The sequence below is a fragment of the Achromobacter spanius genome (assembly GCF_002812705.1).
GTDB lineage: Bacteria > Pseudomonadota > Gammaproteobacteria > Burkholderiales > Burkholderiaceae_B > Achromobacter > Achromobacter spanius.
On record NZ_CP025030.1, the window covers coordinates 3733656 to 3759213 of the forward strand.

The following is a 25558-nucleotide window of genomic DNA, read 5'->3' on the forward strand; positions in this document are numbered from 1 at the left end:
TTGCGTTCAGGGTAGGTTGTGTCGTTTCACTGTTTAACGCTCGGGTATTTCATGCTTGCCAATTTGAAAGTCCGCACCTGTATCGTTCTGGTGCTCTTGCTCTTCACGGGCGCCATGTTCATTTCGAACGGCGTGGCGTGGTTGGGCCTGAACTCCAGCAACGGGAAGCTGGAGCAGGTCAATGACGCCTATTCCAATCAGGCGACCCAGTTGAATCGCGCCTACATTGCCTTCCTGCGCGGCCGCCTGTTGCTGGCGAATTCGCTGATGGATATGCAGCAGGGCAAGACCGAGCAGGCAACGTCCCAGGCCAAGCGCGCCGATACGCTGATGCAGGAAGGCAAGCAGCAGCTTGAGGCGTTCCGCAAGGTGCCGCGCATGACGGGTTCCGAAGCCGTGGTCGAAAAGCTGGAAGCCGCGTTCAGGCAGTTTGACGACGTGTACAAGCGCCAGGCAGCGGCATTGTCCAACCTGGCCATTCAAGAGTATCTGGACCTGAACGACGCCGGCAGCGCCGCCAATACCGCATTCCGTGAATCGGTGTATGGCGTGCTGCAATTCCTGGATACGCGCACCAACGAACTGGTGGTGCAGGCCGAGACCGATCATCGCATCTCGCGCACCGTGACGATTGCGATGCTGGCGATCACGCTGCTGCTGGCGCTGGGTTGCTGGATTTTCATCAACCGCACCGTGCTGCGTCCGCTGCATCAGGCGGGCGACCATTTTGACAAGATCTCGGGCGGCGACTTCACCGGCCGTATCGATGTGCGCAGCACCAACGAAATCGGCCAGTTGTTCGGGGCCATCAAGCGCATGCAGGAAAGCCTGACGCGTACGGTCGCGACCGTGCGCCGTGGTGTGGACGAGATCAATGTGGGCGCGCGTGAAATTTCCGCCGGCAACACCGACCTGTCCAGCCGCACGGAACAACAGGCGGCGTCCCTTGAGGAAACCGCCGCGTCCATGGAAGAGCTGGCGTCCACCGTGAAGCAGAACGCGGACAACGCGCGTCAGGCCAACCAGTTGGCGGCCAGCGCGTCGGACGTGGCCGAGCGCGGTGGTTCTGCCGTGTCGGAAGTGGTCAGCACGATGCAGGGCATTTCGGCCAGCTCGCGCAAGATCTCCGAGATTGTTTCGGTCATTGACGGCATTGCGTTCCAGACCAACATCCTGGCGCTGAACGCGGCGGTGGAAGCCGCGCGTGCAGGCGAGCAGGGCAAGGGCTTTGCGGTGGTGGCGGGCGAAGTGCGCTCGCTGGCGCAACGCAGCGCGCAAGCCGCCAAGGAAATCAAGGGCCTGATCGAAGACTCGGTCAACAAGGTCGGCGCGGGTTCGCAGCAGGTGGAACGCGCGGGTGCAACGATGCAGGAAATCGTGGCGTCGGTGAAGCGCGTGACGGACATCATGGGCGAAATTTCGGCGGCGTCCGAAGAGCAGTCCAGCGGTATTGACCAGGTCAACCGCGCCGTGTCGCAGATGGACGAAGTGACGCAGCAGAACGCGGCGCTGGTCGAAGAAGCGGCCGCCGCGGCGGGCTCCTTGCAAGAACAGGCCCAGCGTCTGGCGCAAGCCGTGGCAGTGTTCAAGATCAACGCGGGCGAAGTGATTGAAGTGCCGGCGCAGCATCTGGCCAGCCAGCAAGCCGCGCCGCGCGTGTCGCCGCCGCAAACGGCGCCGCGTGCGCCGTCACCGGCCCAGCATTTGCCGCATTCGGCTCAAGCTGCCAGCGCGGCATCGACGTCCGCATCGCAGGCCGAGGCATCGACGCAGGACGCTGACGAAGCGTCCGCCGCACCGAAACCCGCGCCGCGCAAGACGCAGGTGGCACGTCCCAAGCCGGCCGCCACGGCGGCTACCGTGGTGCGCCCGTTGCGCCGTCCGGCCACGCGCGCGGACAACGCGGCGACCCGGGCCGGGGCAGATGCAACGCCCACCGCTTCAGCATCCAGCCGCCGGTCCGCGCCCTCGGACGATGATTGGGAGTCCTTCTGACGAATCCCGCGTCAGTGCATTGAATAGGCAGTCGATTACAAACAGGTCATTCCCCTTTACGGACCGGCGGCCATCGCGCGCCACCGGGACGACTACCGGAACTATCGGAACATGTTCAGCAATCTGAAGGTGCGTACGGGCTTGATGCTCGCTCAGTTGGCAGTTGCCCTGGCCGCACTGGTTGCAATTGGTTTGGGCTGGAACAGCATGCGTGCCAGCGCCGTGACGATCAACGCGCTCGATTCGCTGAGCGTGCAGCAGAGCAACCTGATCAAGGATGCCTACACACAGATGCTGCGCGCCACGGTGCGTGCCGACATCGCCGCCGCGCAGCGCGCGGCCGGCGACGCCAATGGCGCGGCCGACAACTCGCGCACGGTGCAGCAACTGATCGGCGACGCGAAGAAGAAGATGGACGCCTTCAAGGCCGTTCCGAAGATGACGGAGATGGGCAAGGCCTCCGAAGGCCAACTGATTTCGTCGTTCAACGGCTTTTCCGATGCGCTGCAGTCGATGATGGGCGCGCTGGACAAGGGCGACGCCGCCACCTACCTGAGCCTGAAGAACACCAAGGCGGGCGCCGCCAGCGGTGCGTTCTTCAAAGAACTGACCGCCTTCGCCGACAACATCAGCGCCTACAGCGAGCAGCAGGTGCAAGCCTCGCGCGCCGAGTCCACGATGATGACCTACGTGTACCTGGGCTTGGCCGCCTTGATTCTGGCCGTGTCCCTGGGCGCCTTCCTGTTCATGAACCGCGTTGTGCTGCGCCCCTTGCGCGCCGTCAGCGACAGCTTCGACAAGATCGCGGGCGGCGACCTGACCGTGCGCGTGGAAGCCACGGCCAACAACGAAATCGGCCACTTGATGGCTGCGGTGAAGCGCATGCAGGAAAGCCTGACGCGCACGGTGGCGGCGGTGCGCCGTGGCGTGGACGAGATCAACGTGGGGTCGCGTGAGATTTCGGCCGGCAACACGGATCTGTCCAGCCGCACGGAACAACAGGCGGCGTCCCTTGAGGAAACCGCCGCGTCGATGGAACAACTGGCGTCCACCGTGAAGCAGAACGCCGACAACGCACGCCAGGCCAATCAATTGGCGGCCAGCGCGTCGGACGTGGCTGAACGCGGTGGTTCGGCGGTGTCGGAAGTGGTCAACACCATGCACGACATTTCGGCCAGCTCGCGCAAGATTTCGGAAATCGTTTCCGTTATTGACGGCATCGCCTTCCAGACCAACATCCTGGCGCTGAACGCCGCCGTGGAAGCCGCGCGTGCAGGTGAGCAGGGCAAGGGTTTCGCGGTGGTGGCGGGCGAAGTGCGCTCGTTGGCGCAGCGCAGCGCGCAAGCCGCCAAGGAAATCAAGGGCCTGATCGAAGACTCGGTCACGAAGGTCGGCGCGGGTTCGCAGCAAGTGGAACGCGCGGGCGCGACGATGCAGGAAATCGTGGCATCGGTGAAGCGCGTGACGGACATCATGGGCGAGATCTCGGCGGCGTCCGACGAGCAGTCCAGCGGCATTGACCAGGTCAACCGCGCCGTGTCGCAGATGGACGAAGTGACGCAGCAGAACGCGGCGCTGGTGGAAGAAGCGGCGGCCGCGGCGGGTTCGCTGCAAGAGCAGGCGGAACGCCTGGTGCAAGCCGTGGCGGTGTTCAAGATCAACGCGGGCGAAGTGATTGAAGTGCCGGCGCGCCAGTTGGCGCAGCAAGCCCCGCCGCAGCGCGCGCCGCGCGTTGCCGCGCCGGCCCCGGCCAAGGCCCCGGCTGATGCGCCCGCCGAAGCGCCTGCGCGTTCGGCGCCTGCTGTGCGTCTGACCCACGCCGCGCGTGCCAAGCCGGCACCCGCCGCCGAGGGCGCATCCGCCGCGCGTCCGTTGCGCCGTCCAACTCCGCGTCCGGCAGCGCCCGCAGGCGAGGCCAAGCCGGCGCCTGCGGCCAGCCGCCGGCAAGCACCGTCCGACGACGATTGGGAATCTTTTTGATGCCGGCACCGCTGGCGAACAGGTAGGGTATGCGAGGCTATAGACATCTTCTGGCGGCTGCCGCCATCGCGTTGCTGCTTGGCGGCTGCGCGGCCACGGGCCACAACTTCGACCCGGGCAAACTGAGCACGCTGACCCCTGGCCAGACGACGCTGGAAGAAGCCTCGCGGGCGCTGACCGCGCCGCCTGACAAGATTTACCGACAAACCGACGGCACGCAACTCGCCCTCTGGTCGCACAAGATCACGTTTATCACCGACGGGCTGTACAGCCGCAAGGAAGCGCTGCTGCAGTTCGGCCCGGACGGCCGCCTGATGCGGCTGGTTGATAGCACCAATATTCTGCTGGAACCTTGGGAACGCCAGAAATTGCTGGGTCCCGCGCCCATGCCTGACGCGCGTCAGGATTGGCCGCCACCCGTGGCGGAACCCGAGGTGCAAACTATCTACATACCCGGTCCGGGAGAGCCGGCCGGGTTGGCTCCACAGGGTAAGCAGTAGGCCTGGGTAGTCCGGCAGAGAGCATTGCGGCGCGCGCCGCAATGTACGTCGCCTTGAATGTACCCGCCGTGTAACAGGGCGTGTCCGCAAGGTGGTTTTTCATTTGGTCAGAGCAGTTCCTGAGGGATGGGGAAAAATATGGAAGCGAGTCTCGAATCCGGCGCAAAGGCCGGCAAAGGCAGGAAAAAGGCCGCGCGCGCGCCCAAGGTAAAACGCAAGCTGCGGCTGCGTGACGCCCGCGTCGGTACGATGCTGCTGTGGGTGATGGCGTTTTTCGCGATCCTGATCGCGGCGGTGGGCGGCCTGGCCGCATTTTTCTTGCAGCACAATTACGAGTCCATTCGCGAAGTGAACGCGCTGACCGAGCGTGCCAAGCAAGTCGAAGTGATCAACAGCGACATGTTGCGCGCCCGCGTGAGCCTGATGGTGGCCGCGCGCCACTTGCAGGAATCCGGCTGGGGCAGCGGCGAGAACTCGGCCCGTGACGCGGCCGCCGCCTTGAAGGCCGCCACCGACCTGCTGACGGGCGTGCGCAGCCGCTTCTCGGACTTCCAGAAGAACATGCCTCGGACTTCCAGAAGAACATGCTTCAGGACGACACCGGCCGCCAACTGTCCATGAACCTGGTGCGTCGTTATCGCTCCTACATCGACGACGGTGTGGACACGATGGTGGAAGCCCTGCGCAGCGAAGACTATTCGACGTTCTACATGGTGAACAACGAATACGGCACGCCGCGTAGCGCCGCCTTCATCGAGGCGATCGGCGATTTCAGCAAGTACATCGGCGACCAGCAGCAAGCCACCATTGATCAGGCTGAAGCGAACTTCAACCGCGCCATGGTGGCCGTGGCCGTTGCGGTGGGCATGGCATTGCTGCTGATGATTTTCTGCCGCATCTTGTTCGGCCGCCTTGTCGTGCGCCCGCTGGTGGAAGCCGGCCAGCACTTCGACAAGATCGCCGCCGGCGACCTGACGAGCCGCGTGGAAGTGAAGTCGCACAACGAAATCGGCCAGTTGATGGCGGCCGTGAAGCGCATGCAGGAAAGCCTGTCGCGTACGGTGACGACGGTGCGCCGTGGCGTGGACGAGATCACCGTGGGTTCGCGTGAAATCGCGGCCGGCAACACGGACCTGTCCAGCCGTACCGAAGAGCAGGCGGCTTCCCTTGAGGAAACCGCGGCGTCGATGGAAGAGCTGGCCTCTACCGTGAAGCAGAACGCGGACAACGCGCGCCAGGCCAACCAGTTGGCCGCCAGCGCGTCGGACGTGGCCGAGCGCGGTGGTTCGGCGGTGTCGGAAGTGGTCAGCACGATGCAGGGCATTTCGGCCAGCTCGCGCAAGATCTCGGAAATCGTTTCCGTCATCGACGGCATTGCGTTCCAGACCAACATCCTGGCGCTGAACGCGGCGGTGGAAGCGGCGCGTGCAGGCGAGCAGGGCAAGGGTTTCGCGGTGGTGGCGGGCGAAGTGCGCTCGCTGGCGCAACGCAGCGCGCAAGCCGCCAAGGAAATCAAGGGCTTGATCGAAGACTCGGTCAACAAGGTCGGCGCGGGTTCGCAGCAGGTGGAACGCGCGGGTGCAACGATGCAGGAAATCGTGGCGTCGGTGAAGCGCGTGACGGACATCATGGGCGAGATTTCGGCGGCGTCCGAAGAGCAGTCCAGCGGTATTGACCAGGTCAACCGCGCCGTGTCGCAGATGGACGAAGTGACGCAGCAGAACGCGGCCTTGGTGGAAGAAGCTGCGGCCGCCGCCGGTTCGTTGCAGGATCAAGCGCACCGCCTGGCCGAAGCCGTGGCGGTGTTCAAGATCAACGCCGGCGAAGTGATCGAAGTGCCCGCCCACCAACTGAGCGGCTACGCGTCCCCGACGCTGACGCAAGGTTGATAGGTAGACGGCCGGGGGAAACCCCGGCCTTTGATGCAACGGCGGCTCGTAGGATGGGTGGAGCGCGCGCGGACGTTGATTAGAACAAGGCTGCCGATCGCGCGTAACCCATCGGACGGCGCAGCGGTTCTTAACCGGATCCGCCACAACGCGACGTTCGTCTGATGGGTTACGCGCGATCGGCGTTTGTTTGCGCGGGGCGGACGGTGCGCGCTTCACCCATCCTACGGCCACCACCGGGCGCCGGCGGCCACCACCGGCCGCCACCGGCCACCGGCATCGTGCGAATCGCGTCACGCACCGATTAATACGCACGTTAAGTTTTCATTAAAAATACCGTTAATAACAATAACGCCTGGAAGAGGGCGGTGAACAGTGTTTGATGGTCGGTGTGCGCGTGAGGGCGCCCCGGCCAGACAAACCGGGCGGGGTCATGCGGGGCGCCACGCCCTGGTTTGCTCACTGCTATTCATTCGCTGCTCTATTGATGTCACTGGAGACTAGCTGTGCGCGTGAACTTACCCATCACTGATGTGGAAACCAAGCTGCGCGAAGATCAATACCTGATCTCGCGAACCGATACCAAGGGCCGCATCGTCTACGCGAACCCGGCGTTCGTTGACGTCAGCGGCTTTACCCGCGAAGAACTCATCGGCAAGCCGCACAACATCGTGCGCCATCCCGACATGCCGCCCGAGGCTTACGAAGACTTGTGGGAAACCTTGGAAGCCGGCGAATCGTGGCTGGGCCTGGTCAAGAACCGCCGCAAGGATGGTGGCTATTACTGGGTGCTGGCCAACGCCACGCCCATCGTCGAAAACGACGAAGTCGTCGCGTATTCCTCGGTGCGGGTGCGGCCTTCCGACGAACAGATCGAGATGGCCGAAGAACTCTACGCGCGCATGCGCGAAGGCTCGGCACGAGGCATCCGCATCAAGCGCGGACGGCCGGTGCGCGCCGGCTGGCGGCGTGGCCTGGACGTGGTGGCGTTTCCGTTCAAGCGCAGCGTGCGCAGCCGGATGTTCCGCCATGCCCTGGTGTCCGCCGGCATCGTCGCGGGCGCGGGCGCCTATGGCTTGCACGCCAATTGGGACAGCCTGGGCACCTGGGGCGCCAGCCTGGGATGCGGCGCCATCGCGCTGGGCGTGATCGCCATCTTCGGGATGGGTTGGAGCTTGTCGCGGTCGCTGCTGGACCCGATGCTGGACGCCGCCAACATGGCGCGCCAGGTGGCCGCCGGCAACCTCACCACGCAGATCATCGCGGACTCGGATGATGAAGTGGGCAGCTTGAAGTTCTCGCTGGAAGTCATGCGCAAGAGCCTCATCGGCATCGCCCAGGACGTCTATCGCGGTATCGAGGGCACGACCCATGCGGCCGTGCATATCGCGCGCGGCAACCAGGAACTGGCCGGCCGCACGGAAGGGCAGGCGTCGTCCTTGCAGCAAACCGCCGCCAGCATGGAGCAACTGACGTCCACCGTGCGCCAGAACGCCGACAACGCACGACAGGCCAACCAGTTGGCCGCCAGCAGCATGGACGTGGCGCGGCGCGGTGGCGTGGCCGTGGGCCAGGTGGTCGACACCATGCACGGCATCTCGGCCAGCTCACGCAAGATCGCGGACATTGTCAGCATCATCGAAGGCATCGCGTTCCAGACCAACATCCTGGCCCTTAACGCCGCGGTGGAAGCAGCCCGCGCCGGCGAAACCGGCAAGGGCTTCGCCGTGGTGGCGGGCGAAGTGCGCAGCCTGGCGCAGAAAAGCGCGCAGGCCGCTAAAGAGATCAAGGGCTTGATCGAGGATTCCGTGGACCGCGTGTCGGAAGGCTCGGCGCAGGCCGAGCAAGCGGGCGCAACCATGGAAGAAATCGTGGCGGCCGTGCATCGGGTCACCGACATCATCGGGGAAATCTCGCAGGCGTCCCAAGAGCAGTCCAGCGGTATCGAACAGGTGGATACTGCCGTGTCGCAGATGGACGTGATGACCGTGCAGAACACGGCGCTGGTGCAGGAATTGGGCGGCGCGGTGATGCAGCTGGGCACCCAGTCCGGTGCGCTGCGCGAGACGATCCGGGTATTCCGGCTTACCGGTCAGCCCTGAGCGATTTCATCCGCGTCCGGTAGACGCTTAACCCCAGGTTGGTTCAACAAGCCCCTCCCTTTCGATGTTTCGGGGAGGGGCTTTTCCATTGGCCATTTGCCCAGGACTTTCCCGCTACCGCCCCGCCAGCGCATCCACCACCCGGCTCATCGCACCCAGGCCGGATTCGAACAAGTTCTCCAGGAACGGGCCGGAGTGCGGCAGTACCACGGTCAGCACGATCACGCCGATGATGAGCGTGACGGGAAAGCCCACCGAGAACACGGACAGTTGCTGCGCGGCGCGGTTCAGGATGCCCATGGCCAGGTTGATGGTCAGCAGCGCGCAGATCAGCGGCAGCGCCAGCAGCAGGCCCGAGACGAACACGGTCTTGCCCCATTCCACCACCACGCCCCAGCCGTTCTGGTGCAGTTGGATCGTGGCCACGGGCAAGGTGTCGAAGGACCGCACCAGGGCGGCCAGCACCAGCAGGTGGCCGTCCAGCGCCAGGAACGTCAGCATCGCCACCATGTTGAACAGGCGCGACAGCACGGCGGTGTTGGCGCCGGCGCTGGGGTCGAAGAACGAGGCGAACGACAAGCCCATCTGCAAGCCGACGAATTCGCCGGCCGTCTGCACGGCGGCGAAAACGATGCGCATCGTGAAGCCCATGGCGATGCCGATCAGCACCTGCTGCATCACCATCCACAGGCCCGCATAAGAGCCGGGCGAAACGGGCGGCATGGGATCCAGCGCGGGGCTGACGGCCACGGCCAGCATGAACGACAGACCCACCTTGACCTTCACGGGAATGGCGGATTCCGAGAACAGCGGGGCGGTGCCGACCAGCGCCAGGATACGCACGAACGGCCAGAGAAACTGGCCGATCCAGCCGTTGAGCTGTTCGAGCGTGAAGGCGATCATGGGGAAACGTCCGGGGCCGGGCGGCGCGGGCCGCTCAGGACACCAGCATGGGAATCTGGCCGATCAGTAGCCGGATGTAGTCGACCATGACGCCGATGAGCCAGGGGCCCAGCAGCACCAGAACGCCGCACATGGCCAGCAGCTTCGGAATGAACGACAGCGTCATTTCGTTGATCTGCGTGGCGGCCTGGAAGATGCTGATGACCAGACCCACCACCAGCACCACCAGCAGCAGCGGCCCGGCCATCGCCAGTACGATCTTCATCGCCTGGTAGGCCATGGTCATGACGGTTTCAGCGGTCATGGCGATTGCTCCGGCGTTATTGGTAGAAGCTCTGGGCCAGGGAACCCATCAGCAGGTTCCAGCCGTCGGCCAGCACGAACAGCATCAGCTTGAACGGCAGCGCCACGGTCACGGGCGGCACCATCATCATGCCCAGCGCCATCAGCACGCTGGCCACGACCAGGTCGATGATCAGGAACGGAATGAAGATGGTGAAGCCGATCTGGAACGCCGTCTTCAATTCGCTGGTGATGAAGGCGGGCACCAGGATGCGCAAGGGCACTTGCGACGGATCTTCCAGCGCGGGCTGCTTGGCCAGGTTGGCGAACAGCGACAGATCGTTCTCGCGCGTCTGGTGCAGCATGAACGTGCGCAGCGGGCCGGCCGCGCGTTCCACCGCGGTCTCGAATTGGATCGACCCTTCGGACAAGGGCTTGTAGGCGTCGGCGTAGATCTTGTCGAACACCGGCGACATCGTATAGAAGGTCAGGAACAGCGACAGCCCGATCAGCACGTGGTTGGGCGGCGACATCGCGGTGCCCATGGCGCTGCGCAGCAGGCCCAGCACGATGATGATGCGGGTGAAGCCCGTCATCATCAGCAAGGCGGCCGGCAGGAACGACAGCGACGTCATCAGCAGCATGGTCTGCATGCTGAGCGAGTACGTCTCCGAGCCGTTGGGGCCGGGTGTGGCGGTCAGGGCGGGCAGGGTGGCCTGGGCGACGACTCCGGCCGGAAAGAAGGCCAGGCCCAGCACTGCGGCGGCCGCCAGCAAGGGCAGGGCGCGCGGACGGGCGGGCAGGAGTGTCGTGCGAGAGAGAAAGCTCATGGGTGTCGCAAAGATGCGCGTGTCGCGCTAGCGGCGCTTGAGCGCCTGGCCCAGCTTGGCCGCGAAGGCCGCGGCGGGCAAGGGCGAACCCTCCGGCATCTGGCCGGCGGGCAGGGTGTGCAGGGTAGTGAGCTGGTTCGGGCCGACGCCCACCACCAGCCAGGTATTGTCGATTTCTACGACGACGATGCTTTGGCGCGCGCCGACGGGCAGGCTGGCGACCTGCTTGAGCAGGTTGCCGCCGCCGCGCTGGGTCAGGCCGGCCCGCCGCGCCAGCCAGGCCGAAGCCAGGATGGCGGCCACCACCAGCACCAGGCCGATGACGACGCGCAGCAGGGCGGATTCAGTCATGGCGCCGGGCTGCTAGCGGCGGTTGTTCAAGCGGTTGATCCGCTCGGACGGGGTGATGATGTCGGTCAGGCGGATGCCGTACTTGTCTTCGACCACCACGACTTCGCCTTGGGCGATGAGGTAGCCGTTGACGAAGATGTCCATCGGCTCGCCGGCCAGGCCGTCCAGCTCGACCACGGAGCCCTGGCCCAGTTGGAGCAGGTTCTTGATGGTCAGGCGGGTGCGTCCCAGTTCGACCGTCAGTTGGACGGGCACGTCCATGATCAGGTCGATGTCGCTGCCGGAGCCGCTCGTGGCGCCAGCCAGCGGCTTGAACACCGACTGCGACGCCGATTGCGCGGCCGGTGCCGCGGCGGCCGGTGCCGCAGGTGCAGCCGGTGCCGGGGCAGGCGCCGCGGCCGCGGGCGGCGTGGAGGCGGTTTGTTCAGCCATCGCGGCCGCCCAGTCGTCCTGCGGCTTGAGGCCGTCGGCTTGGGTGGGCGGGTTGGCGCGGGATTGTTCGGCGAGCGCGTCGGCCCAGTCGTCGGCCGGGGACGAGCCGGTGCCAGGCTCGTTCTTGTCAGTCATGGTCGGGGGCCTCGTTTGAATCGGTATCGTAGGTAAACATGTTCTGTACGCGAAGCGCGTACTGGCCGTTGAAGACGCCGTAGCCGCATTCCATCAGCGGTACGCCATCCACATGGGCTGTGATGGTTTGGGGCACGTCCACGGGAAGGACGTCGCCCACCTTCAAATTCATCAGTTCGCGGATCGACGACGGGATGCGCGCGAATTCCGCCACCACGTCGATGTCGGCGCTGCGCACCTGGCGCGACAACTGCTGCGACCAGCGCTGGTCAACCTCTTCCATCGTGGTTTCTTGCAGCGGCCGCGTCAGCAGATCGCGCACCGGCTCAATCATGGAATAGGGCAGGCAGATGTTCAGGTCGCCGCCGGTCGCGCCGAATTCGATGTGGAACGAGGTGACGACCACCACTTCATTGTTGCCGGTGATGCTGGCGAACTTGGTGTGCATCTCCGAGCGCACGTACTCGAATTCGATGGGATAGACGGGGTCCCAGGACTTGCCGTAGCTTTCCAGCGTCAGGTTCAGCAGGCGCCGGATGATGCGTTGTTCGGTCGTGGTGAAGTCACGGCCTTCGACGCGCGTGTGGTAGCGTCCATCGCCGCCGAACAGGCTGTCGATGACCAGGAATACCAGGTTTGGGTCATAGGTGAACAGCGCCGTGCCGCGCAGGGGCTTCATCTGAATCATGTTCAGATTGCTGGGCACGGGCAGGTTGCGTTCAAAGTCCGCGTACTTCTGGATCTTGATCGAGCCGACGGTAATGTCGGCGCTGCGGCGCATGAAGTTCAACAGCACGTTGCGCATGTGGCGCGCAAAACGCTCGTTGATGAGCTCCAGCGTCTGCATGCGGCGGCGCACGACCCGCTCGGGCGAGCTCAGGTCGTAGGCGCGCGCGCCATCGTTGGAGTTCGCGGCCGTTGATTTGCTATCGCTCTCGCCGGTGACGCCGGCTAGCAGCGCATCGACTTCGTCCTGCGAAAGGAATGCCTCGTAGGCCATGCTTATTGCACCACGAACGCCGTGAACAGCACGTCGGTGACATACTGGCCGTCAGGCAGGGGCGAGAACGGCTGGTTGACCGCGGTCTTGATCGCGTTGGCCATTTCGGTCTTGCCTTGCTGCGTCTGCACGCCGGTGGGCGATTGCGACGACAGCACCATCAGGATGCGGCTGCGCACTTCAGGCATGTACTTTTCAAGTCGGGTGCGGGTCTGCTCGTCGCTGACGCGCAGGGTCAGACCCACGTGCATGATGCGTTCGGTTTCCGCGTTTTGCAGCGTGACGGTGAATGCTTCGATCGGGACGAAGATCGGGGCGGGCACCGCGATGGGGCCGGCGGGCGGCGCCACGAATGTGGTCGGCGTGGCTTGGGGGCCCTGGCCGGGCTGACCGGGCTGACCCGGTTGGCCGGGCTGACCGCCAGGCACCTGGCCCACGCCCAATTGCACGGGCGCGCCGGCTTGCGGTTGCTGCAGGCGTTGGGTGATGAACCAGGTTGCGCCCGCACTGCCGGCGGCAACAAGGAGCAAGACCAACAGGCCCAGCAGCAGACGAAGAATGCCGCCGCCGGATTTCTTTGCGCCCGACGGCGCGGTTATGGGTTTGGTAGTCGCCATCTCGGTTTCGATGCGTATTGAGCCGCTGGTGAAAACGGATTCTTAGTGGATGAAAGCATTCTGCCCCAAACTACGCCTCGGCTTGGAGGCGAAAAACAGGGCGAAAGCCGCGTATCTCAAGCTATTGCTGCACTGCCCGCGTTCGTTGCCAAGCGCGGGCCGCGTGTTTGTCACGCAAAGGTGTCGACCAGTGCGTTGGCGTTGCGCGACACCGTCACGGTGGGGGTGGCGTTGTCGGCCGACGCATCGGCAAGCGCCGATCCATTGCCCGACTGACGCTGCGAACCGCCGTTGCCTTGCTGTTGCGCGAATTCCTGCTGCGCGGACTGTTCGCCCACGCTGGTCTGGCCCAGCGAAATGCCCGCTTGCGCCAAGGCTTGCTGCAATTGCGGCATGGCGGTTTCGATAGCCTGGCGCACCGAGGCATGCGCCGAGACGAACGAGGCGCTGGCCACGCCGTCGGCGATGTTCAGGCTGACGCGCAGGGGGCCCAGGTCGGGCGGATCCAGCCGCAGCTCGGCAGTCTGCATGCCCTGGCGCGCGTTGGTGCTCATCATCACCACTTGCTGGCCCAGCTCGGTGCCCCAGTGCGTGCCGCCGACCGGGGTGGCGACCTGCATCACAAGCGGCACGGCCGGCGGGGCGAAGGCCGATTGGTTCACGACGGGCGCAGCCTGGCGTTGGGTGGCGGCGGCAAGTGCCTGCGCCAGATGGTCCTGCGGCGTGGCGCCATGTTGCGGCGCCTGGAATTGCTGGGTGGTGCCGGTCAGGGCGGCCAACAGTTCTTCTTCGGTGCGCGCGGGCAAGGTCGTGGTGGTGCCGGCATCGGCATCGGCCTTGGTTTCGCGTGCAACGCGCGGCAACGGAAGTTCGACAGCGGCGCGCGGTACTGCGGCCTTGACGGCCGGCTGCGTGGTCGGGGCGGCGGCGACGGCCGGGGCCGTGGCGCTGCCCGGCTTGACGGCGGCGGTCAGGACCGGCTGCGCGACCTGAGCATCGCGCGCGGCAATCGCGGCGGCGGCTTCGGCCTGCACGGCGGTCACGGCGACCGGCGTGCGGGCGGTGGCGGGGGCCGCAACATCGGCCGCGTTCAGCGTGGCGGTCAGCACGGCCGCGCTGCTGCCGAGTGCGGCGGCGGCGGCTTCGGCGCTGCCGCGCGCAAGCTGCACTTGCTCGGCGGCCTGCGCCGCGAGCTCAAGCGTTTGCTGCGGCAGGGCGGGCACGGGCGGCTGCGCGGCGGCCACGGCCAGCGCGCCGGCTTCGGCGGACGTCGCGGTATTGACGGCGTCATTGATGGCGCCGGCAGCGGCATCTTCCGCCTTGGCGTTGGGGTCGGTGCCGGCGTCGGCGGTCTTGCCGGGCATCTTGCCGGGCGCCTTGGCGCCATCGTTGGCCGGACGTGAATCGGCGGACGGCTTCGGACGTTGCTGAGCCAGCACGTCGGAGAAGCTGGGGCCTTTCTTGTTCGCGGGTGCGGGCTTGTTGGCGCCCAGCGTGTCGGCGATGGACGTTTTCGCAACGGGCGCGATAGTCGGCAAGGGCAGGGGAGCGGTCATCTTGGGCTTCCTGTTAGGTGCAGCTTTATAGGTGCTGCTTAATGCATCCCGGCCTGGCGCTGGACCAGGCGGGCGGAATATTCATCATTGGCGCGCTGTTCACGGCGCGATTCCACGACGGCCTGCGCGCGCATTTCGCGCTGCGCCAGGGCGTCGTAGGAACTGAGCTTGCGCTTTTCCTGCTGCCAGTACAGACGGCCCTTGGCAAGGTTGTCATCCGCCTGGCGCAGCACGGTTTGCTGCTGGCTGATGGCGTCGTCCAGGGTGCCGATGAAGCGCTGGTAGTTGTGGCAATCGCTGGCGGACATGCCGGTCGTCATGGCTTGCTGCAACCGCTCCAGGTAGTCCTGGCGGTAATCGCTCAACATGCCGAGCTGGCGCTCGGCGTTGGTGCGTTCGGCGCTGAGCCGACCCAGCAGGCGCGCGGCTTCATCCGTGCTTTCCTTGGCCAGGTTGATCAACATGTCCAAGGGCAATTGGCTAGGCATAGGTGTCCCTTAACTCGAAACTGGCGCGCAACTGGTTGACGGCGTCGTCGTAGCCGATGTTTTCGCCGACGTCTTGCTGCAAGAAGGCTTCCAGGCGCGGATAGCGCGCGATGGCTTCGTCCAACTGCGGATCGTTGCCGGCCGCATAGGCGCCCACGGCGATCAGGTCGCGGTTGCGCTGGTAGCGCGACAGGTTCTGCTTGAAGCGGCGCACGATGGAGAATTGCTGCGGCGTGATCAGCGAAGTCATCGCGCGCGAAATCGACGCTTCGATATCGATGGCGGGGTAGTGCCCGGCTTCGGCCAGATGGCGCGACAGCACCACGTGGCCGTCCAGGATGGCGCGCGCCGAGTCGGCGATCGGGTCTTGCTGATCGTCGCCTTCGGCCAGCACCGTATAGAACGCAGTGATGGAACCGGCTTTGCCGGACGGGCCGGGCGCGCCCATGCCGGCGCGTTCAACCAGCATCGGCAACTTGGCGAACACCGACGGCGGGTAGCCCTTGGTGGCGGGCGGCTCGCCGATGGCCAGCGCGATTTCTCGTTGCGCCATGGCGTAGCGGGTCAGCGAATCCATGATCAGCAGCACGTCTTGGCCCTGATCGCGGAAATGCTCGGCCAGGCGGGTGGCGTAGGCCGCGCCCTGCAGGCGCAGCAACGCGGACACGTCGGCGGGCGCCGCCACGACAACCGAGCGGGCCAGGCCTTCGGGGCCCAGGTTGTGTTCGATGAATTCCTTGACTTCACGGCCGCGTTCGCCGATCAGGCCCACGACAATCACATCGGCCTTGGTGTAGCGGGCCATCATGCCCAGCAGCACGGATTTACCCACGCCGGAGCCCGCGAACAGGCCCATGCGCTGGCCTCGGCCCACGGTCAGGAGGCCGTTGATGGCGCGCACGCCCGTGTCCAGCACGGTGTCGATCGGGGCGCGCGACAAGGGGTTGATGGGCTGCGCGGACAAGGGCGCCAGTTCGGCGCCCGTCAGCGGGCCCAGGCCATCCAGCGGGCGGCCGGCGCCGTCCAGCACGCGGCCCAGCAGCGCGTTGCCCACGGGCAGGTGGCGGCCCAGTTGCGGCTTGGCGTTGCCATTCAATTCAGCCTTGCGCGGCAGCGGGATCGCGCGTTGCACGGGCGGTTCGCCCGGCACGACGCGCGCGCCGGGCGGCAGGCCGGAAATATCGGCCTGCGGCATCAGGTACAGCGTGTGGCCGTCAAAGCCGACCACTTCGGCATCGGCCCAGTGGTCATGGCCGCGCGCGATTTCGATGCGGGCGGCGGCGCCCACGGGCAGGCGCAGGCCGGTGGCATGCAGCACCAGGCCGGTGGCGCGCGTGATCTTGCCGCTGACCAGCCAGGGGTCGGTGGAGGCGGCGCGGATCGAACCGATTTCCAGCTGCGTCTTCCAACGGTCCAGCACCGGCACGGTAGCGGCGGGCGTGGCGGGCGCGGCCGTCAGGCCGGGTTGCGCCGGGGCCGGATTGCCGCTCACGCCGGATCCTCCCAGGACACGTTGCGGCCCAGCGAGGCCGCGACGCGGCGCCAGCGCGTTTGCAGCGTGGCGTCGATGTCGCCAAAGGGCGTTTCGGCGCGGCAACCGCCACGCGCGATGGATTCATCGGCCATCACGCGCCAATGGCCTTCCTTGAGTTCGTCGGCCAGGTGCAGGCGGATCAGTTCGATGTCCTCGGGGTTGGCCCACAAGCGCATCTGGCCATTCGTCGACGGGTTGATGTGCAGCACGTCGCGCACGGCGGCGGCCACGGCCTCGGGTTGTTCGGACAGGGTGGTGCGCACGACCTGCTGCGCAATATCCAAGGCCAGCGTCAGCAGGCTCTGGCCCATTTTTTCTTCCAGCGCACCCACCGACGCGGCGCAAGCCTGCACCAGCGCGTGCAAGCGCTGCGCTTCTTCGGCGCCTTGTTCACGCGCCTGGGCCAGGCCTTCGGCGTAGCCGGCTTCACGGCCCGCGGCGTAGCCCGCTTCGTGGCCTGCCTGCTGGCCGGCTTCCACGCCGGCCGCATGGCCTTGCGCGTAACCGTCCTCGCGTCCTTCGGCCATGGCCTGGGCGCGCAACTGCGCCATCACCACGGCGGGGTCGGGGCCCGGATCGGGTTCCGGTTCGGGCTCCACGTCGACGGTCTCCGGCTCGTCGAACGACAGCATCTGCCAGCGCCGCCAGGCGGCACTGCGCGAGATGAGCGTCGTCGCGCCGTTGTCCGCTTCAGACATACGCGTCGTCTCCGGAATTGCCCAGCACGATCTGGCCGCTTTCGGCCAGGCGGCGGGCGATCTGCAGAATCTTCTTCTGTTCGCCTTCGACCTTCGACATGCGGATCGGGCCCTGGGCTTCCAGGTCCTCGCGCAGCATTTCGGCGGCGCGGCTGGACATGTTGCGCAGGAACTTGGCGCGCAGCTCTTCCTGGGCGCCCTTGAGCGCGACCATGAGCGTGTCGTTGTCGATTTCCTTGAGGATGAGCTGGATGGCGCGGTCTTCGACGTCGAGCAGGTTGTCGAACACGAACATCTCGTCGATGATCTTCTGCGCCAGGTCGTTGTCGCGCTCGCGCAGGCTGGCCACAACGGTTTCCTCGTCCGAGGAATTCATCATGTTCAGGATCTCGGCCGCGGTGCGCACGCCGCCCATCTTGCTGCGCTTGGCGCCTTGGCCGGCCAGCACGGAGTTCAGCACTTCGGTCAGTTCGGACAGGGCAGCGGGCTGCACGCCGCCGAACGTGGCGATGCGCAGCATGACGTCGTTGCGCAGGCGGTCGGTCAACAGCGCCAGCACACCGGCGGCGCGGTCGCGCTCCAGGTGCACCAGGATCGTCGCGATGATCTGCGGGTGTTCGTCGCCGATCAGCTCGGCCACGGTGTTCGGGTCCAGCCAGTTCAGCGCATCGATGCCGCTGCCGCCGTCGCCGGCTTCCAGGATGTCTTCGATCAGGCCGGCCGCGCGGTCGCTGCCCAGCGCCTTGGTCAGCACGCTGCGGATGTAGTCGTCCGAGCCCAGCGTGACGGCCATGAACTGGTCGGCTTCCTGGCGGAATTCTTCCAGCACCACGGCCACGTCGTTGCGCGTGACCTGCTTCAGGCTGGCCATCGCGCCGCCCACCTGCTGCACTTCGCGGGCGCTCAGGTACTTGAAGACTTCAGCCGCGGCGTCTTCGCCCAGCGACATCATCAGGACGGCGCTGCGCGTCATGCCGTCCATCGGAGTGGAATCATTTGTCATCTTTGCTCATCCAGGTGCGCAGGACCATCGCGACGGCGCGCGGATCCTTGTTGGCCATTGTGCGGGCGCGTTCCAGGTTGTCTTCGTAACGGTTGACTTCCTTGGCGCGGGCCACGTCCTGGGCTTCGCGAGCCGCTTCCTGGCGCTCGGCTTCAGCCATTTCCGGATCCACCGGCGGGTACAGGTATTCGGTGACCGAGCGACGCACCTTGCGGTACAGCCACAGTGCAACCACCAGACCCACCAGCCACGCAAGAATGGTCTTGAACAGGGCGATCATTTCCGGGTCGCGCCACATCGGCAGCGGCGGCGGGCCATCATTGAACTGGCTGTTGACCAGGTTCAGCGAGTCGCCACGCGTTTCGGAATAGCCCATGGCTTCGCGGACCAGGTTGGTCAGCTTGTTCAATTCTTCGGGCGGCAGGGCTTGCGGCTCGCCGTCCTTGTCGCGCACGTAATTGACCACCACGGCGACCGACAGGCGCTTGACGTTGCCCACCGGTTGCTTGATGTGGCTGATGGTGCGGTCCACTTCATAGTTGGTGGTGGCGTCGCGGCGCTCGTTCAGGTTGGCCGTGGCCGCCTGGGTGCCGGTCTGCTGCTGTTGCTGTTGTTGCTGCTGCTGTTGTTGCTGTTGCTGAGCATTGGCCGGCGGTTGCGGCGGCTGCGCGGGCGGGTTCGTCAGCGGGGCCTGCGCGTTGGGCGGGGCCTGGTTGGACAGCGCGCCGGGCACGCCTTGCGCGGGGTTGACGCCGCGCTGCGTGGAATCGCTGGTTTGCTGGCTGCGCACGGCGGCCTGGCCAGGTTCCTGGTTCGGGCGGTAGACCTCGGAGGTTTCTTCGCGGCGGGCGAAGTCGACGTCGGCGCTGGCCTGGGCGTGGACGTTGCCCGGGCCGACCAGCGGATTCAGGATGGTCAGGATGCGTTCAACGGTGCGCTGTTCCACTTCGCGCACAAAGCGCATCTGGTCGGCGTCCATGCCGCGGCCTTCGCCCAGCGGGGCCGACAACAGCCGGCCGTTCTGGTCAACGATGGACACGCTTTCGGCGGTGAGCTCAGGCACGCTGGAGGCCACCAGCCAGGAAATCGCGGACACTTGCGCGTCGCTCAGGCTGCGGCCGGGGTACACGTTCAGCAGCACCGAAGCCGTAGGCGCCTGGCGTTCGCGCACGAACAGCGACTGACGCGGCATGGCCAGGTGGACGCGGGCGTGCTGCACCGTGTTCATGGCTTCGATCGAACGGGCCAGCTCGCCTTCAAGGCCGCGCTGGTAGTTGATCTGTTCAGAGAATTGGCTGGCGCCGAAACGGGCGTTGTCCATCAGCTCGAAGCCGACGGAGCCGCCACGCGGCAGGCCTTGCGAGGCCAACTGCAAGCGCGCGTCGTAGACGCGGTCGGCCGGCACCAGCAGCGCGGTGCCGTTTTCGTTGTAGCGGTAGGGCACGTTCATGGAACCCAGGGCCGTCACGATGGCGCCGCCGTCGCGGTCATCCAGGTTCGAGAACAGCACCTTGTACTGGGGTTCGCTGCTCCACATCACCGTGGCGACGATCAGCGCGATGACGGCGGCAGCTGCGCCAAGCAAGATAGGCTTGGGCAGTGCGCGGACCTTTTCCAGCACAGGGAACTTCGCCAGCAGCGACGAGCTCAGAGTGGCCTGCTGATTCATCGATGGCTCCCGCTGGCTACGCGGCGCAAGGAAAAAGTCTTCATGTCTTGGTAGGGCAGATTACACATGCAACGTGCTTCTGGTCTGGGGAGAGCCTGGATTATTGCCGTTGGGTCGACAATCCCAATCGATGAAAACAGCAGGTTTTTGGCGTTACTTATCCTCTATGTCGATCGAAGGTCAGCCGATGCGGCCCCGGTTGACGGCATTCAAGGAAATGTCGGGTTTTTTGGCGGTTTATAGCGGCTATGGGCGTGCGCGATCGGCGTTACGCTCTGCGGCAACATTGGCGATATGCCCAACCAGCAAGGAATCAGGTAATGGCTGTATCAGGCTTGAACGGCATCGAAGGCATGCTCCAGCAGATGCGCACCGTCGTGAGCAAGGCGGAAACCGGCAATCTCGCCGCGGGGGAATCGGTGGGCCAGCCCGACGGTTTCGCCGCCGAGTTGCAGCGCTCGATCCGCCGCGTGACCGCGGCCCAGAACGCGTCGTCGGCGCAGGCGAAGGCCTTTGAAATGGGCGCGCCCGATATTTCGCTGAACGATGTGATCATCGACATGCAGAAAGCCAGCCTTGGCTTTCAGACGGCGGTCCAGGTGCGCAACAAGCTGGTTGCCGCCTACAAGGAAATATCGTCGATGGCCGTGTAAGGGCGTCGATCTGAAAAAGGCCTTTCCATTGGAAAGGCCTTTTTGCATTGGGGCTTAGCTTGGTGTTGCGGGTGGTTTTGCCTTAATTGCGCTGCGCGCCTTTCTCCAGGCGCCACACCACTTTCTGCAGCCAGTTTTCCTGGCGCGCATCCAGATTCAAGAACACGGCGCCCATGTGGCTCATTGGCGGTTCGCCGGTCAGCGACACGTGCCGGGGCGCGGCGTCGTCCGGGCTGTCGGGCTGAATCATCGGCTGGCCGGAAATGGGGTAGATGTTGCGCACTTCCAGGTTGGCGCTGAGCTTGCCCAGTTCACCAAAATCCAACTGCACGTCTTCCAGCACCGTGCCGCGTTCCGGCAATTCTGGCACGGCAAGCGCGGCCCGCAGCCCCACGCCGTCGACCGAAATATCGCGCACCGTGAACTGGAAAGGCTTGGTCTTGGCATCGGGCTGCCAACTGGCCCGGCATTGGCCAGCGCCCGTGACCAGCGAGGCGCGAAACATCTTGCGCCGCTGGATGCGGGCCAGGCGATCCGGAAAGGGCGACATCAGCGCCGCGCTGCCGTCGTCGAAGTGGATGACTTCGGGGCGCTGCACGCGAAAGCGGATCTGCACGCCGCCATAGGCGGTGGCGTGGAAATGGAAAGTGGTGCCGCTCAACAGGCCCATGCTGTCGGACTGCTCGAAGTCAGCGCCGGCGTAATCGCGCGGCCGCCAGAAGAACTGGCGGGTTTGCTTGTCGGCGCCCAGCACCAGCACCGCCATTTCGCGGTCGGCGGCGTCGCGCACCAGGATGTGGCTGTCGGGGTGCGTCAGCTCGAACAGGGCGGAGCGCATGTCTTCCGGCCGGGTCAGCAGGAATTCCGGGTCGCTGGCATCCAACACGATGGTGGTCCTTAAAGATTGAGGTCAGGCGGGCGGCGCCGCTTGGGGAAGCTCGCGCGATTCCAGGCGATAAAGCCAGGCCAGCAATTCTGCCACTGCTACGTACAGTTGGGGAGGAATATGTGCGTCCAGATCGACCTGCATGAGCAGGCCAACCAATTCACGCGATTCGTGCACATACAGGCCATTCTCTTCGGCGGCGCGCACGATGGTGTCGGCCAGTTGGCCGTAGCCCTTGGCGACCACGCGCGGCGCGCCGTCCTTGTCGTCATAGGAAATAGCGACGGCGGCATTGCGGTTGGCGTTGGGGCCATCGTTCAGGCCGATGCCCTGGGAATTGGGGGTATTGCTCATCAGAAATCGGTCGGCATGACGGGGCGCGGCTCCGTCACGCTGACCGCCAGATTGCTCAAGGTCAAGCCCGCGGCCAGCAGGCGCGAGCGCAGTTGGTCGGACGCATCATTGATTTCGGCGGCGGCCAGCGGCGCGACCAATTGCAATACGATCTGGTCGCCCGCCAGGTTCAGCCGTGCATCCACCAGCCCCAGGCGGGGCAGGTCCAGCTTGAGCCGGGTGGCCCAGGTGGGCGTGGCCGAATCGGGGTCGCCACCGTAGGGGTCGCGTTCCACTTCCCATTCCATCGGCGTGCCGGGCCAGGCTTCGCCTTGCCAGGCCAGGGATTGGTTGGCCAGCACGTCCAACTGCTGGCGCACCAGCACGGTCAGGTCCTGGTGGATGCCGGCCACCGGCGTGCCGGGCGCGGGCGACCCGCTACCCGACGTTGCCTCGGCGCCGCCACCGGTGCGCGCGGTACTTGATGCGTCCGAACGGCTGCGCGCCGACGTGGCGTTTTGCTGGGCGGTGTCGCGGCTCATCCTGGCTTGCGGCTCTTCCTGGAGCGCGGCCGGGTTGGTGCGGCCGAACACCATGTCGGTCAAATGCGATTCATAGAACAAGCCGCTGGTTTGCAGGGCTTGGCGCAGCGCCTGGCCCAGCAAGCGGGCGGTCGGGCCGCCTGCCGCCAACGAGGCATGGGCCGCGGCGTCGGCGCCGCGTGCCGCATGGGCATCAGCCTGGCCGGCGGGCCGCGTCAGCTTGGCGCCAGCGGCGGCATCCGCGCTGGTCGCGGCGGTTGCGGTTGCAGTGGCGGTGGTCGGCGCGGCAGGTAACGTAGGGGCCGAGGCCGGGGGCTGCCCGGCGGCGGCTTGACCGGACGGCGGGGGTTGGCCTGCACCCGGCGCGGGCTGCGGCGTGGCTTGCGCGGGCGCTTGTCCGGCCGCGCCGCCATTGGCGTTCCAGAGCGGCGCGCGCCCCTGGACGGCGGGCGCGGCTTCGGGAAACTGCGCCAGCAAGGCAAGAATCGTGCGGGCGGTGGTGCCCAGCGTGGTCGGGGCGGAGGCGGTGGTGTCGCTGCTGGTGACCAGGCCGCGCGCGGCCAGCGCCAGCGCGGCGGCCGTCTTCGCGTCGACAACGGCATTCTGGCGGTCGCCTCGGGCGCCGCCAGTTTGTATGCCTTGCCGGGGATCGCGGGTGGAACCGTCCGACGACCCGGGCTTTTCCAGGCCTCCGGGCTGGCTGACGGCGTCTGGCCGTGCGCCCGACACCTGGTTGGCGTTCGCGGCGGACATCGTCGTGCCAAGCACGGCGTCCAACCGCTGCACCAGGACATTACCGAGTGCGGCGGGACCGACGCTCATTCTTCAGGCGCCTGATATCCGTAGGCCGACAGCAGCGTCTGCTGGCGCTTCATGCGTCCCAGCAGGTCGCCCAGCCGGGCCAGTTGCGGGATAGCCAGGTCGCGCGTCAGCGCATCGTTTTCCAGAATCCGCACGAGCAGGTCGTACTTCATGGCGCGGCCGGCTTCGTCCAGCGGCGCCTTTTGTTCCGTCTGGCGCAGGAGCTCGACACGCTCGCAATATTGCTGGCCATGGACCATGGCCAGGTCCCAGTCGCCTGCCTTGGCGGCGGTCAGCATTTCCCCCGTGATGAAAGCAATTTCCTGGTAGTGCTCCAGGATGGCGGGAAGGGACTGGGTCAGGGACGTCATGGAAATCTCGGGCGTTCTCAGGCTGGCTAGGGGCATGGTTTGGGCCATTACGGCTCCATGCCGCCAGCCGGCCGGTCGATGGAAGTCTGCCAAGCTTCGGCCAGATCGGCCAGCAGCCGGTCGGCAATATCAAGCTGCTCGGCATCCGCCTTCAGGTTCGCTGTCAGCAGCGTACGGATGATGTAGTCGTAAAGCAGGGCGAGGTTGACGGCGATGTCGCCGCCGGCCTCCATGTTAAGCCCCGTTTTCAGGCCTTCATCGACAATCTTGATCGCTTTCGAGATGGCCGCGCCGCGTTCAGCGATGCGGCCTTCGTTCAAATGGATGCGCGCCTGCCCGATGGCCGCCCGCGCTCCCAGATACAGCAGGGTGATCAGCCGCTCCGGGCTTGCGCCCAGGACTTGCGTTTCCAGGCCGATGTCGGCGTAGGAACGAACAGAATAAGACCCTGAGGGCCGTCGGGCGGCATACGTCATTTAATGCATCTTCTTTTAAGTTGGTTACTTCGACTTGTTCATGGCCTCAAACTGCTGGGTCAGATAGCTGCCCGTGCTTTGCATCTGCATATAGAAGGTGTCCAGCGCAACGAACTGCGTGCGCATCCGCTCAATTTCAGCATCGCTCGATGCCTTGGCGCGCGCTTGCTGCGCGGTCAACGCGGTGATCGACTTGGCCAAGCCGTCCTGGCGCGTCTTCAAGGAGCCGGTCGAACCCAGCACATCCTTGAGCGCGGCGTCGATGTTCTTCGCCAAGCCGTTTTCGCCCGTCAACAGTTTGGTGACGTCGGCGGGGTTCTCGGTCAGAGCCTTGGTGAGCTTGGTCGTGTCCAGCTTCAGTTCGCGGGCGGTGGCATCGGTGGTGATGCCCAGATCTGCCAGCGAGCGCAGCGTGCCGTCGCCCAGCACGCCTTGCAAGGCGCCGGACAGGGCCGACTGGATCGAGCGCGTGGTGCCGTCGCCCGTCAGCGGCTGGTTGGTGGCCGCCGCGGCGTCGAACGCGGTCAGGTTCTTGATCGTGGTTTGCAGCGTCTTGTACTTGGTGACGAAGTCCTGCACCGCCTTGCTGGCCACCGAGGTATCGGCTTCCAGTTTCAGGGTGATGGGCTTGTTGGTTTCGGTCTTTTCGGCCAGGTTCAGCGTAATGCCGTCGATGGCGGTCGAAATGTTGTTTGAACCGCTCTTGACCGTGATGCCGTTGATGATGACTTCGGCGTCCTGTCCGGCGGTGGCCTTCATGCCGGAGGTTGCGCCGTTGGCGTCCGTGCTGAACGTCAGGATGTCTTCCAACTTTGGGTCGCCGTTGACCGTGATGGACTTCACCGCTGCCTTTTCCCCCGTCTCGCGCGAGGTCAGCATCAGGTAGTTGTTGCCGTCGCCGTCGTTGATGACGGTGGCGCGCACGCCGGTCTTGTCGTCGGCGTTGATGGCCTTGACGATGCCGTTCAAGGACGTATCGTCCTTCAGGTCGACCGTGCGCTTGGTGCCGTCGGCCAGTTCGATTTCGAAGGTGCCAGTGGCGCCGTTCTGGGCGGTACGGTCAGGCACCGCCGACGATTGCAGACTTTGCGCCCGCGCCAGGTTCTTCACTTCGATGGTGTATTCGCCAGCCACTGCGCCCTCGGCCGCCACCGTGGCCGTCAGGGCGGAACCGCCAGTGACGCTGCCCTTGATGGCAGCCATCGTTTCCGTCTTGCCCAGCACGGCGGCCGAAGACTGCAGGGCTTCCAACGCGCTTTGAAGCTGCGAGTAAGCGTCGATACGAGTTTTGTAGCTTTCCGCGCGGGTCGTGTAGACCGAAAGCTTTTTCGTCTCGGCGTCTTGCAGGTCCGACAGGATCTTTTCCAGCGGCAAGCCGGACACGGACCCAAGGTTGGTGATAGAAGCCATGTGATTTCCTTCCTAGCGAAGCGATTCTGACAAAAATAGGGTGCCGGCGATTGGCCGGGTAAGGGCATAAGGCGGGCCTAATTCGGGGTTTCCCTCACGCATAGGCGCCAAAACAGTTGAAG

Annotated in this window: 24 protein-coding genes and 1 pseudogene; 6 read left to right on the plus strand and 19 right to left on the minus strand. The window is 65.4% G+C overall.

Annotation, left to right across the window (positions count from 1 at the left end; all coding sequences use genetic code 11):
* The first annotated feature begins 51 nt into the window (after positions 1-51).
* From CVS48_RS16915 to CVS48_RS16935, 5 genes and pseudogenes are all read left to right on the plus strand, one after another.
* Positions 52-1995, plus strand: coding sequence for a methyl-accepting chemotaxis protein (locus CVS48_RS16915; RefSeq protein ID WP_100855444.1), 1944 nt, complete (start codon positions 52-54; stop codon positions 1993-1995).
* A 111-nt stretch (positions 1996-2106) separates the two neighbouring features.
* Positions 2107-3975, plus strand: coding sequence for a methyl-accepting chemotaxis protein (locus CVS48_RS16920; protein WP_100855445.1), 1869 nt, complete (start codon positions 2107-2109; stop codon positions 3973-3975).
* A gap of 29 nt (positions 3976-4004) precedes the next feature.
* On the plus strand, positions 4005-4475 hold the full coding sequence (locus tag CVS48_RS16925; protein ID WP_100855446.1) for a hypothetical protein: 471 nt from the start codon (positions 4005-4007) through the stop codon (positions 4473-4475).
* A gap of 138 nt (positions 4476-4613) precedes the next feature.
* Positions 4614-6364, plus strand: a pseudogene (locus CVS48_RS29780) (methyl-accepting chemotaxis protein).
* A 506-nt stretch (positions 6365-6870) separates the two neighbouring features.
* Positions 6871-8466 (plus strand): methyl-accepting chemotaxis protein, encoded by a 1596-nt coding sequence (locus CVS48_RS16935; RefSeq protein WP_100855447.1) that lies wholly within the window; start codon positions 6871-6873, stop codon positions 8464-8466.
* A 114-nt stretch (positions 8467-8580) separates the two neighbouring features.
* On the opposite strand, the gene fliR is transcribed toward CVS48_RS16935, so the two are convergent.
* From fliR to fliF, 13 genes are all read right to left on the minus strand, one after another.
* A complete protein-coding gene (gene fliR / locus CVS48_RS16940; RefSeq protein ID WP_100855448.1) occupies positions 8581-9369 on the minus strand; it encodes a flagellar biosynthetic protein FliR in 789 nt (262 codons plus the stop codon).
* Between the two features lie 34 nt (positions 9370-9403).
* Positions 9404-9673, minus strand: coding sequence for a flagellar biosynthesis protein FliQ (fliQ, locus tag CVS48_RS16945; RefSeq protein ID WP_050450302.1), 270 nt, complete (start codon positions 9671-9673; stop codon positions 9404-9406).
* 16 nt (positions 9674-9689) lie between these two features.
* Entirely contained in the window at positions 9690-10481 is a 792-nt protein-coding gene (gene fliP / locus CVS48_RS16950; RefSeq protein ID WP_100855449.1) for a flagellar type III secretion system pore protein FliP, read from the minus strand.
* 27 nt (positions 10482-10508) lie between these two features.
* Positions 10509-10832 carry a flagellar biosynthetic protein FliO gene (gene fliO, locus CVS48_RS16955; RefSeq protein WP_100855450.1) on the minus strand — a complete coding sequence of 108 codons (324 nt, stop codon included), beginning with the start codon at positions 10830-10832 and terminating at the stop codon, positions 10509-10511.
* Positions 10833-10844: 12 nt separating this feature from the next.
* The gene (gene fliN, locus CVS48_RS16960; protein ID WP_100855451.1) at positions 10845-11399 is read right to left on the minus strand and encodes a flagellar motor switch protein FliN; all 555 of its coding nucleotides are present in this window, start codon (positions 11397-11399) and stop codon (positions 10845-10847) included.
* Positions 11392-12399, minus strand: coding sequence for a flagellar motor switch protein FliM (gene fliM / locus CVS48_RS16965; RefSeq protein WP_100855452.1), 1008 nt, complete (start codon positions 12397-12399; stop codon positions 11392-11394). Before fliM ends, fliN begins: the two co-directional genes overlap by 8 nt.
* A 2-nt stretch (positions 12400-12401) precedes the next feature.
* The gene (gene fliL / locus CVS48_RS16970; RefSeq protein ID WP_100855453.1) at positions 12402-13016 is read right to left on the minus strand and encodes a flagellar basal body-associated protein FliL; all 615 of its coding nucleotides are present in this window, start codon (positions 13014-13016) and stop codon (positions 12402-12404) included.
* Positions 13017-13186: 170 nt separating this feature from the next.
* The gene (locus tag CVS48_RS16975) at positions 13187-14572 is read right to left on the minus strand and encodes a flagellar hook-length control protein FliK (protein ID WP_100855454.1); all 1386 of its coding nucleotides are present in this window, start codon (positions 14570-14572) and stop codon (positions 13187-13189) included.
* A 38-nt stretch (positions 14573-14610) separates the two neighbouring features.
* Positions 14611-15060 carry a flagellar export protein FliJ gene (gene fliJ, locus CVS48_RS16980; RefSeq protein ID WP_100855455.1) on the minus strand — a complete coding sequence of 150 codons (450 nt, stop codon included), beginning with the start codon at positions 15058-15060 and terminating at the stop codon, positions 14611-14613.
* Positions 15053-16552, minus strand: coding sequence for a flagellar protein export ATPase FliI (fliI, locus tag CVS48_RS16985; protein ID WP_419191440.1), 1500 nt, complete (start codon positions 16550-16552; stop codon positions 15053-15055). The genes fliJ and fliI overlap by 8 nt, the downstream gene beginning before the upstream one ends.
* Positions 16549-17292, minus strand: coding sequence for a flagellar assembly protein FliH (fliH, locus tag CVS48_RS16990; RefSeq protein WP_100855456.1), 744 nt, complete (start codon positions 17290-17292; stop codon positions 16549-16551). The genes fliI and fliH overlap by 4 nt, the downstream gene beginning before the upstream one ends.
* Positions 17285-18295: a flagellar motor switch protein FliG gene (gene fliG / locus CVS48_RS16995; protein WP_100855457.1), complete on the minus strand. Its 1011-nt coding sequence runs from the start codon at positions 18293-18295 to the stop codon at positions 17285-17287. The genes fliH and fliG overlap by 8 nt, the downstream gene beginning before the upstream one ends.
* Entirely contained in the window at positions 18285-19964 is a 1680-nt protein-coding gene (gene fliF / locus CVS48_RS17000) for a flagellar basal-body MS-ring/collar protein FliF (protein WP_100855458.1), read from the minus strand. The genes fliG and fliF overlap by 11 nt, the downstream gene beginning before the upstream one ends.
* A gap of 320 nt (positions 19965-20284) precedes the next feature.
* On the opposite strand from fliF, the gene fliE reads away from it, so the two are divergent.
* Entirely contained in the window at positions 20285-20617 is a 333-nt protein-coding gene (gene fliE, locus CVS48_RS17005) for a flagellar hook-basal body complex protein FliE (RefSeq protein ID WP_100855459.1), read from the plus strand.
* A gap of 82 nt (positions 20618-20699) precedes the next feature.
* Here the strand turns inward: fliE and CVS48_RS17010 are convergent, their stop codons facing one another.
* The 6 genes from CVS48_RS17010 to fliD are packed head-to-tail and all read right to left on the minus strand — an operon-like array spanning position 20700 to position 25436.
* Positions 20700-21503 (minus strand): flagellar brake protein, encoded by an 804-nt coding sequence (locus tag CVS48_RS17010; RefSeq protein ID WP_100855460.1) that lies wholly within the window; start codon positions 21501-21503, stop codon positions 20700-20702.
* Between the two features lie 24 nt (positions 21504-21527).
* Positions 21528-21857, minus strand: a complete 330-nt coding sequence (locus CVS48_RS17015; RefSeq protein WP_167401012.1) for an EscU/YscU/HrcU family type III secretion system export apparatus switch protein — start codon at positions 21855-21857, stop codon at positions 21528-21530.
* On the minus strand, positions 21857-23200 hold the full coding sequence (gene fliK, locus CVS48_RS17020; protein ID WP_100855461.1) for a flagellar hook-length control protein FliK: 1344 nt from the start codon (positions 23198-23200) through the stop codon (positions 21857-21859). The genes CVS48_RS17015 and fliK overlap by 1 nt, the downstream gene beginning before the upstream one ends.
* Positions 23197-23550, minus strand: a complete 354-nt coding sequence (locus CVS48_RS17025) for a flagellar protein FliT (RefSeq protein ID WP_100857708.1) — start codon at positions 23548-23550, stop codon at positions 23197-23199. Before CVS48_RS17025 ends, fliK begins: the two co-directional genes overlap by 4 nt.
* Before the next feature lie 47 nt (positions 23551-23597).
* Complete coding sequence (gene fliS / locus CVS48_RS17030; protein WP_100855462.1) at positions 23598-24026, minus strand: flagellar export chaperone FliS; 429 nt, start codon at positions 24024-24026, stop codon at positions 23598-23600.
* Between the two features lie 24 nt (positions 24027-24050).
* Entirely contained in the window at positions 24051-25436 is a 1386-nt protein-coding gene (gene fliD / locus CVS48_RS17035) for a flagellar filament capping protein FliD (protein WP_100855463.1), read from the minus strand.
* Positions 25437-25558 lie beyond the last annotated feature (122 nt).